Source organism: Carboxylicivirga sediminis (genome assembly GCF_018156225.1).
GTDB classification, from domain to species: domain Bacteria; phylum Bacteroidota; class Bacteroidia; order Bacteroidales; family Marinilabiliaceae; genus Carboxylicivirga; species Carboxylicivirga sediminis.
This window is the reverse complement of sequence record NZ_JAGTAR010000041.1, coordinates 39,979-48,894: the sequence shown is the minus strand read 5'-3', so window position 1 is coordinate 48,894 and position 8,916 is coordinate 39,979. Positions and strand designations below refer to the sequence as shown.

3 protein-coding genes are annotated in these 8,916 nt (G+C 39.0%); all 3 read left to right on the top strand.

Features of this window, described 5'->3' with window-relative positions; translation table 11 throughout:
- The first annotated feature begins 11 nt into the window (after positions 1–11).
- The 3 genes from KDU71_RS19930 to KDU71_RS19920 all read left to right on the top strand — a co-directional run bounded on the left by KDU71_RS19930 (position 12) and on the right by KDU71_RS19920 (position 8,898).
- On the top strand, positions 12–5,813 hold the full coding sequence (locus KDU71_RS19930; RefSeq protein ID WP_212192876.1) for a gliding motility-associated C-terminal domain-containing protein: 5,802 nt from the start codon (positions 12–14) through the stop codon (positions 5,811–5,813).
- A 68-nt stretch (positions 5,814–5,881) separates the two neighbouring features.
- Complete coding sequence (locus KDU71_RS19925; RefSeq protein ID WP_212192875.1) at positions 5,882–6,814, top strand: PorP/SprF family type IX secretion system membrane protein; 933 nt, start codon at positions 5,882–5,884, stop codon at positions 6,812–6,814.
- A gap of 56 nt (positions 6,815–6,870) precedes the next feature.
- Positions 6,871–8,898, top strand: a complete 2,028-nt coding sequence (locus KDU71_RS19920) for an OmpA family protein (protein ID WP_212192874.1) — start codon at positions 6,871–6,873, stop codon at positions 8,896–8,898.
- Positions 8,899–8,916: the final 18 nt, after the last annotated feature.

Genomic DNA, 8,916 nt, shown 5'->3' with positions numbered 1-8,916 from the left:
ATCCTGCAGGCATGGCGACCTATACATGGACCAACGCCGGAGGTACTGTTGTTGGTAATACTCAAAATGTAACCATCAGTTCAACACCTTATGGAACTGGTACGCATGTGTTTACACTAACCGTTGAAGATGCAAATGGTTGTATTGGTGCAGCCACGACTAGTGTTGATGTTAATACAGTTGATGGAACTATCAGTGTTAGTGCTCCTTCTCCTGGTGTAACTACTGTTTGTGCAGGTACTCCAATTACCTTTAATGCTAGTGGTAATCTTGGATCTGGAAATTATTCTTACGAGTTTCATAGAATTCGTGGAGCAGCAGATGACATAGTGCAAGCGAATGGACCCAGTTCAACATACGTTGCTACTGGAGTGGATGCTCCAATAGATGGAGATGAGTTCTATGTTGTTGTTAATGATATTGACACAGGTTGTTCAGATGCATCAAGTTCAATTATCATCAATGTTGTTAGTAATCCGGTTCCAACATTAGCCATTACTAATAATGGCGGTTCGTCAATTATTTGTCAAGATGAAGCACTGGACTTTGAAGTGACACCTGCTAGTTTTGCTCGATATGTGTTTTCAATTAATGGTAATCCGATACAAGACGGTGCTGGAAATACATTTAATTATAATGGTTTCAATGATGGTGATAAAATTAATGTTACTGCTTATACCGATCTTTCTGCAAGTGCTTGTTTCGGAACATCAAGTGATATAACCATTCAGGTGAATGCCCGACCAACTCCTTCTATTGATGGAGATAAAGTGGTTTGTGCGAATGATACTAAAACATATACAGCCAATGTAACTGGTTTAGGAAAAGGTAACTATACCTGGATAATCAGTGGAGGAACCCCAACTGGCGATTTGGACGATGAATCTGTGGAAGTTGTTTGGGATGGTGTTTTACCTTATTCTGTGATGCTTAATTATGTTAATGGTGATGGCTGTGAATCTTTAACGCCAGCATTTGAGATTATCACAGTTAACATTGTAACTGCTGGATTATCTGCTGACAAAACAAATATTTGTAGTGGTGAAGATGTCCTCTTTACAGCTACAGGAGGTGATACCTACGAATTCATGGTAGATGGTAGTACGGTACAAGGTCCTGACCCAAGTGATACTTATATTGCTTCAGGATTAACAGATGGTCAGTTAGTTACCGTTCGTGCTATTGATGCAACTGGTTGTGAAGATACTCATGTTGGAATAACAATTACAGTAAATCCGTTACCGACAGCTGTTATTTCCAGTTCGGACGCAGATAATACAATTTGTGAAGGTGATGAAGTTACTTTCACCGGTTCGGGTGGGGATTTATACGAATTCTTTATTAATGGAACAAGTGTTGGAGCCCCTTCTGCAGCAAATACTTACGTGACAAATGCTCTTGTTGATGGTGATCGTGTAAGCGTAAACGTGACTAACACCACAACAAGTTGTTCTCAAATGTCAGCAGAACTTGTTCATACTGTTAACTCGCTTCCAACAGTAGGTATTTCTGCTGACACTGGTCCTAATATTATTACAGGGACTGATGTCACATTTACAGCTACCGGTGGAGTGCAGTATGAGTTCTTCAGAAATGCTGTTTCTGTTCAGGGGCCTAATGCAAGTGATACCTATGGACCAGTCAATGATTTAGTTGATGGTGATGTAATTTCGGTTGTCGTTTACAATGCTAATGATTGTATGGCAACAGCTAGTATAACAATGAGTGTTGTTGATGGAATTACTCCTTATGATCTATTATCATCTGCTACAGAATATTGTGAAGATGAGTCTGGTGTAAGTCTTTATCTGGCAACACCTCAGGCTGGTGTGTCATATCGACTTATAAGAACATCTGATGATCAGGTTATTAATCCAATAATATTGTTTGACGGTACGAATACAGTTAGGTGGGATGATGTAACTGTACCTGCAGCTCTTACAACTGAAGAGTTCAGAGTAGAAGGTTTTTATCCGTCTGTTCCAGGTTCAGAGATCGAGATGAATAATCGTGTCACAATTACCAGAAATAATTTACCAAGTGTATTTAGCATTCTGCCAACTGGTACCGTGACTGGTTGTGGCGGAGGTGCAGGTCATGAAGTAAAACTCGAAAATTCAGAAACTGGTGTCAGCTATCAGTTAATGCTAGATGGTGGAAACATTGGTACCCCTGTTGTTGGTAATACAGGCAATGAAATTACATTTGGTTTCCAAACAATTTTTGGAGAGTATACCATTATGGCGACTAATTCAACTACAGGGTGTAGTAGTTTGATGAGTAATACTTTTAACATTGATCCTGATGGGACTTATACAAGTTTTGATGTTAGTGGAGATGGTAATTTCTGTGTAGGAGCTGCAGGTGCTAATGTTATATTAGAAGGATCTGAAGTAGGAGTTGAGTATCGTGTTATCAGAGACGGTATTGAAATTGGCGACACCTGGATTGGTGATGGTTCTGCACATACATTTGGACCATACACTATAGAAGGAAGCTATAGCGTGGTTGTTAATACTGCAACAGGCTGTAAGTTTTCAATGAATGGTGCTGTTAATGTTATCGAAGTTGCACTACCAAAATCATATGATTTAGAGGCTACAAATAATGCACATTTTTGTTCTGGAGATATGGTAACTATCACAATATCAGGCCAGCAAAATGGTGTTGATTATGAATTATTCCATAACGATATTTCTGTTGGAATTGTTACGGGTACAATAGATGATGATACTGCGCGGTTAACTTTAGGTGATTATGGTGTTGCAGGAACTTATCGTGTAGAAGCACGTACGATCGGTGTAGTTTGTTCTGCACCAATGAATAATGAGCTGATTCTTATTGAAGATAACTTGCCGACAGTTTACAATGTTACAACTGATGGTGATTATTGTACAGGAGGAACTACCTTCTTGCACCTAGATGGTTCTGAGTCAGATGTTCAGTACAGATGGGAGAGAGAAGGCGACTCAGTTACTGGCCCTTGGGTTGATGGTAATGGTGGAGTTCTGGACTTTGAAATTACTGGTACTGATACCTATTATATCGTTGCTATGCGCAAAGATGGAGTGACTTCTTGTACAAGTGAAATGGCTCCGCGTATTGCAATTACCGAGAAGGTTTATGCTGACTTAACAAAGGTGTTAAGTATCAAGCCAGGAACTGGCCTGGATTGTAATAATGGTGCAGTAGTTATTGTAGAAGCTTCAGAAACAGGTGTAGTTTATGAGTTAGTTAAATCCGGTGTTAGAACAGGAAATATTGTTACAGGTGATGGTAATGATGTAGAGTTTCCAACACCTGTTCTCGATATTGCTGCCACATATGTGGTATATGCCGATAAAAATGGTTGTGAACAAACATTAATTAATACGATATATATTGATGTGCCTGGTGCAATGACTCAATATGCTGTCACTGGAAGTGGAGATATTTGCAATGGTGATCCGGGTCAGCAGTTTGGTGTAGCATATGGGGATAATGGTGTAAACTATACTCTTTATTTAGCCGATGCTCCTGGTAGTTCAAGTGGAACTGTTCAGCAAACAGTTGCAGGTAGCGATGCACCTATTACGTTTAATCTTGTCAATAATCCAGGTGAATATTATGTAATGGCTGATGATGGAGCTGGTTGCGAAATAGAAATGCTTAACCGCGAAACCTTAATTGTACACCCACTCCCAATAGCTTATCAGATCTCAGGTTCAGGTAAATACTGTTCAACTGAAGCAGGAGCATATATTAGACTGGAAAGCTCTGAAGTAGGTGTTGAATATATTGTACAAATGGGGGGCATCCAGCAAGGAACAAGAGTAAGTGGATCTGGATCCGAATTGACATTTGGTCCGTTTAATACTGCTGGTGTATATTCTGTTGTCGCGTATAACAGTACGACGCTATGTACATCAAATATGAATGGCGAAGTAACTATTGGTATAGATGCTGATATCGTAAATTATGATATAGTTAATACTGAGTTGTCCTACTGTGAAGCTGAAGGTGGAATTGATATTGTGCTTGAGGGTCAGCAAGATGGAGTAACATACCAGGTGTTTAATCTTGCAATGGAACTTCAGGCTGAGGTTGTTGGTGATGCCTCAGGTGGCCAGTTAAGTCTTGGTTTAATGCCTGAAGGTACATATACAATTATTGCTTCGTACGGAGGTGACGGTTGTGTTACTCCAATGAACAGTGGTAATGCTATTGCTATTACTTCTAATTCAAGTCCACTATCATTTAATGTTGTGGCCACTGAGTTTGTTAATATATGTCAGGGTACAACCATTAATATTGAATTAGACGGTAGCGAAGACACTCGTGTTTACAATATAGTTGATGAATTAAATAATGTTGTCGCTACAGCTACTGGCGATGGAAATCCATTGACGATACCTGTTCTTTGCGATGAAATTGGAGATAATCTATATGAGGTTATTGCATTAGGTACGCCTACATGTGATCTTGTGTTAGACATAGTTCGCATAGCTGTTAAAGATGCACCTTTACAACCAGTTGTAGAACCAACAATAGATATGAACTATTGTTGGGATGCTGAAGGTGTTAAAGTATCGCTTACTGCAGTTGAGTCGGGTATTGATTACTATATTGTCGATAAGGCAACTGGTAACAGAATAAGTTTCTTATCAGGAGATGCTGGTGTTCTTGAATTTAAGGAATCAGTGCTAGCTGGTACTTATTATGTAACCGCAAAGTCATTCGACAGTGGTTGTGATATTAATAGCCTTGATTTTACAGTGAATGCATATTCTGAAATTCAAAAATTCAGGATGCAGGTCGGTACATCTGTCGGTGGTTTTGAAACCATTGAAGATGGCGAAGTTGGATCAGGTTCTATTAACCTGGATCTTATTGGACTGGAATTATCTACTGTAGGAGTAAGATATAGCTTACTGCGTAATAATCTACCTTATTCGCCCGATTATGTGCTTGATAGTGGAACAGGTAATCCATTCCAATACACTACTGCGCTTCCTGTAGGTGGTATGTATACTATTCTTGCAGAAGAAAACGGATGTTCAAGATTAATGGCAGGTAGCGTTAATATCTTTGAAAAACCATTGGAAGCGATAGATGATATATTACCTGTCACCTATGGGCAAAATGTGGCGGATACCAACGTTTGGTTTAATGATATTAGCCTTTCGTCTATTGATATTAATGTTGGTCAATCCAAGAATATCTACTTTAAGTTATTAGGTTGTGATGAAGAGATTGATTTAGATGAGCTCGTGCCTTGGGATTCAGAAGCTCCTCTTCCAAAGCATACTTTAGACAGAAATGGTAATGACATGAACCTTGTTGAAATGTATGTGGATGGTACAGTGGTATTTACTAAATTACCAAGTTTCTACGGTCGAGATTCCATTGATTATGTGGTTTATAATACTGATTACCTTGGTTCAAACCGTTACGATAGAGGAAGGATTTATTTCTTTGCAGGAAACATCAATCAGGCAGAGGATGAATTACTGATACCTAATGCATTTTCGCCTAATGGGGATGGTTTTAATGATGAATTTGTCATCAGTCAGTTTAAATCAGAACCAACAGAATCAAAATTAGAGGTGTTTAACCGCTGGGGGACGCTCGTTTATCGCTCTAAAGGTAAGAAGTATACAGATAACTTCTGGGATGGTAAATCAAATGCTGGCATGGTATCATTAGGTGAAGATTTACCAAGTGGAACGTACTTTTACATATTTAAAGTTGATATAAGTGTTGTTGACGAAGACACTGGAAGTTCTAAAACTGTGTCTAAAGAATACACTGGTTTTATTGAACTAAGACGATAAAGAGTTTATTTGTTCCTACCTTGCTTAGACAGGGTGAATAATTAGGACTAATGATAAAATTTAAACACATGAAATATCTACTGCCTATATTACTACTGATTGCCTTACCGGTGATAGTTAGTGGTCAGGATCAGGCTCAGTACAATCATTATATAAGCAACCAAGGTATTTTAAATCCAGCTTATAATGGTACCAGAGATGTCATTAGTGGTTTAATTGTTAGCCGTAATCAATGGCTAGGCATGAGTGATGCGCCTATGAACCAGGCCATCAATGTTCATGGCCCCATTGAAGATACTAATCTTGGAGTTGGCGTTGTGCTTGAAAATGATAGACTTGGATTCTCTAATAATTTCAATTTTATGGCTGCTGGTTCATACAAGTTACAGATGGGCCGTAGAGATTTTCTTGCCTTAGGTTTACAACTAGGTGTAACTTCTAATGTATATGATGGTACAAAAGCAATTACACAGGATTATGGTGATCCGGTATTTGATGGCAAGCAATCATTAATTGGATTTAATTTCGGAATTGGAGCCTATTATTATGCTGAAAATTACTTTGCAGGCTTCTCTATCCCGAGGTTTTTTAGACCTGATTTTGATGAAGCAAATGAAAACGATGGCAAATTCAAGAATACAGTAAGTTTTAAAGATATTCACTCGTATTGGTATGGTGGGTACATATTTGACTGGGGAGATGTAAAAGTGAAGCCTACAGCCTTAATTAGAACGGTTGTTGGTGCACCTTTAACGTTTGACCTAAGCTGTAATGTCTTGTTAAACGAACGTATTTGGTTGGGAGCAGGCTATAGAAGTATCTCTGAAATGGTTCTGCTGAGTGAATTTATTATCAACCGACAATGGACGGTTCGTTACTCATTTGACTATTCATTGTCTAAGTTAGGTAAGTATGGACAATATGGTTCACACGAAATAGGATTACAATTTGATTTCTCTTTTAACAAGAGAGCAGGAATGCGTTCAATCAGATACTTCTAATAAATACCGTATCTTGAATAGTTAAGGAAAAGAATTTTGGATTAAATAATTGACCAATGAAACCTAATTCTCGAATATCACTTCTTCTTTTGATGCTTCTGTTCGTGGCTTCTGCATTCGCACAGCGCTCAGAATTGAAGAAAGCACAGGAGTTTTTAGCTAACGAGGAATATTACAGAGCATTAGAGTACTATACACTTGCTGGTGAAAAAGGTGCACAGTTTAACACGCAGGTTAAGATTGAAATAGCCCGCTGTTATTTTAATCAGAAGAATGTAACTGAAGCACTCAATCGCTATGACGAGGTACAAGATAACTTAACCGGTCAGGACATAGTTAATTTTGCATCTTGTTGGCATCAGGAAGGTGGTTTTGAGTTAGCCATTGAATGGTACGAGAAGGCCAAAAGCCAAGGGGCTAATCCGATAGATATGGATGACCTCATTAAAGCTTGTAAATGGGCGATGGAAAATGGTTCATTTAACCGCGATGTGGTGGTTAACCCGGCAAGTCTTTTAGTTGGAGATCAATCATTTGGTATTCAATACTATGAAGATGGAGTGGTTTATTCTGCCGAGAAGCAGGGAAGAAGCAAGGAAGTTGACCGTTCTGGTAAAGGCTTCTTAAACTTGGCTTTTTCCAAGTTAGTGGAGGGTGAAATACAGGAAGGAAGTCGTTCGTTCTCTAAAAATCTCGAATCGGATTATCATGTGGGTGCTACTGCATTTACGAGCGATTTTAGCCGCATATTTTATACCAAACCAGTGCGAATTAAAGGTGGCGATAGTCGCTTAAAGATTTTTACATCGGTGTTTGATGGTGAAGATTGGGTGGATGAACGTGAATTAAGTATTAACTCGGATGAATACAATACTGCGTATCCGGCTATATCCCCCGATAATAAGTATATCTATTATTCATCCACACAAAGAGGTGGTTTTGGAGGTAAAGACCTGTATCGGGCCGAAATTAAGCCTTCTGGTACTGTTGGTAAAGGAGAAAATCTGAAAAGTGTAATTAATACCTTTGGCGATGAAGAGTGGCCTTACATCGATAAGGAAGGTAACCTTTACTTCGCATCCAATGGTCACCTGGGTTTTGGTGGATTAGATGTTTTTAAAGCCGAAAAACAAGGTGATGGTTTTGGTGAACCAGTTAACCTGCGTCAACCAATTAACAGTGGTAAAGATGATTTTGGTTATGTACTTGATCCTTCCGATCCAACACGTGGTTTCCTTTCATCCAATCGTTTAGGAAGTGGTAATACTGATGCGGTATTTACCATTGCGCCACCAATGGAGGAGGAAGAGGGTGATGATGCACCACCAATCTTTGGTCTTGACGAAGTTCCTGTGGTTGATATGCAGGAGGAAGCGCCGGTTGAGACAATGCCAGTAGTTGTACCTGCTGTTGACTTGTCAATGTTCCCGGGCAGCCTGCAAACTAAAATAACCTCAACATTCAACGGTGTTGTTATACCAGGTGTTACTGTTGAAATGCGAGATGCCAATGATGGCACCCTGATCGCTACTGGTGTAAGTGGAGATGATGGACGTGTAACTATTGTTATACCTGATGAATATAAGAAGGAGGATCAGGAATTTGAGATTAAGTTTTCAAAAGGCGACGAATTTAACTCAAAAAGGATGATTGTCAACATTATGGAAGTTGAGGACATCAATAACAATGGTTTAAGCCTGACACCTATTTTCAAGGATGATGTACTGGACGATATAGGAATGATGATAATTCCTTACGAAGGCAACGAGATTACAAAAGAAGGATTAGCAGTTTTAGATGAACTGGCAACTTACTTGTCATTAAATCCAAATATTGTTGTCAAGTTAAACGGTCATACAGAAGCAAAAGGCAATCGCTATAATAACCTGAATGTATCTCAGGATATTGCGGAAAAAGCTGAACAAATATTGATTAGTAAAGGTATTAATGATGAACAGATGATACCTAGAGGCTATGGCGAGCGTTATTTGAAGAATAAATGTAAGCGTGGTGTTTACTGTTCGGATAGTGAGCATCTCATAAATCGCCGAATTGAAGTTGTTGTCTGGCGTATGCTGAAATAACAGAATTAATGTGTAACG

Excerpts from the sequence above, each read along its gene's own strand:
- KDU71_RS19930 (WP_212192876.1), top strand. The coding sequence starts at position 12 with ATGGCGACCTATACATGGACCAACGCCGGAGGTACTGTTGTTGGTAAT.
- KDU71_RS19925 (WP_212192875.1), top strand. The coding sequence starts at position 5,882 with ATGAAATATCTACTGCCTATATTACTACTGATTGCCTTACCGGTGATA.
- KDU71_RS19920 (WP_212192874.1), top strand. The coding sequence starts at position 6,871 with ATGAAACCTAATTCTCGAATATCACTTCTTCTTTTGATGCTTCTGTTC.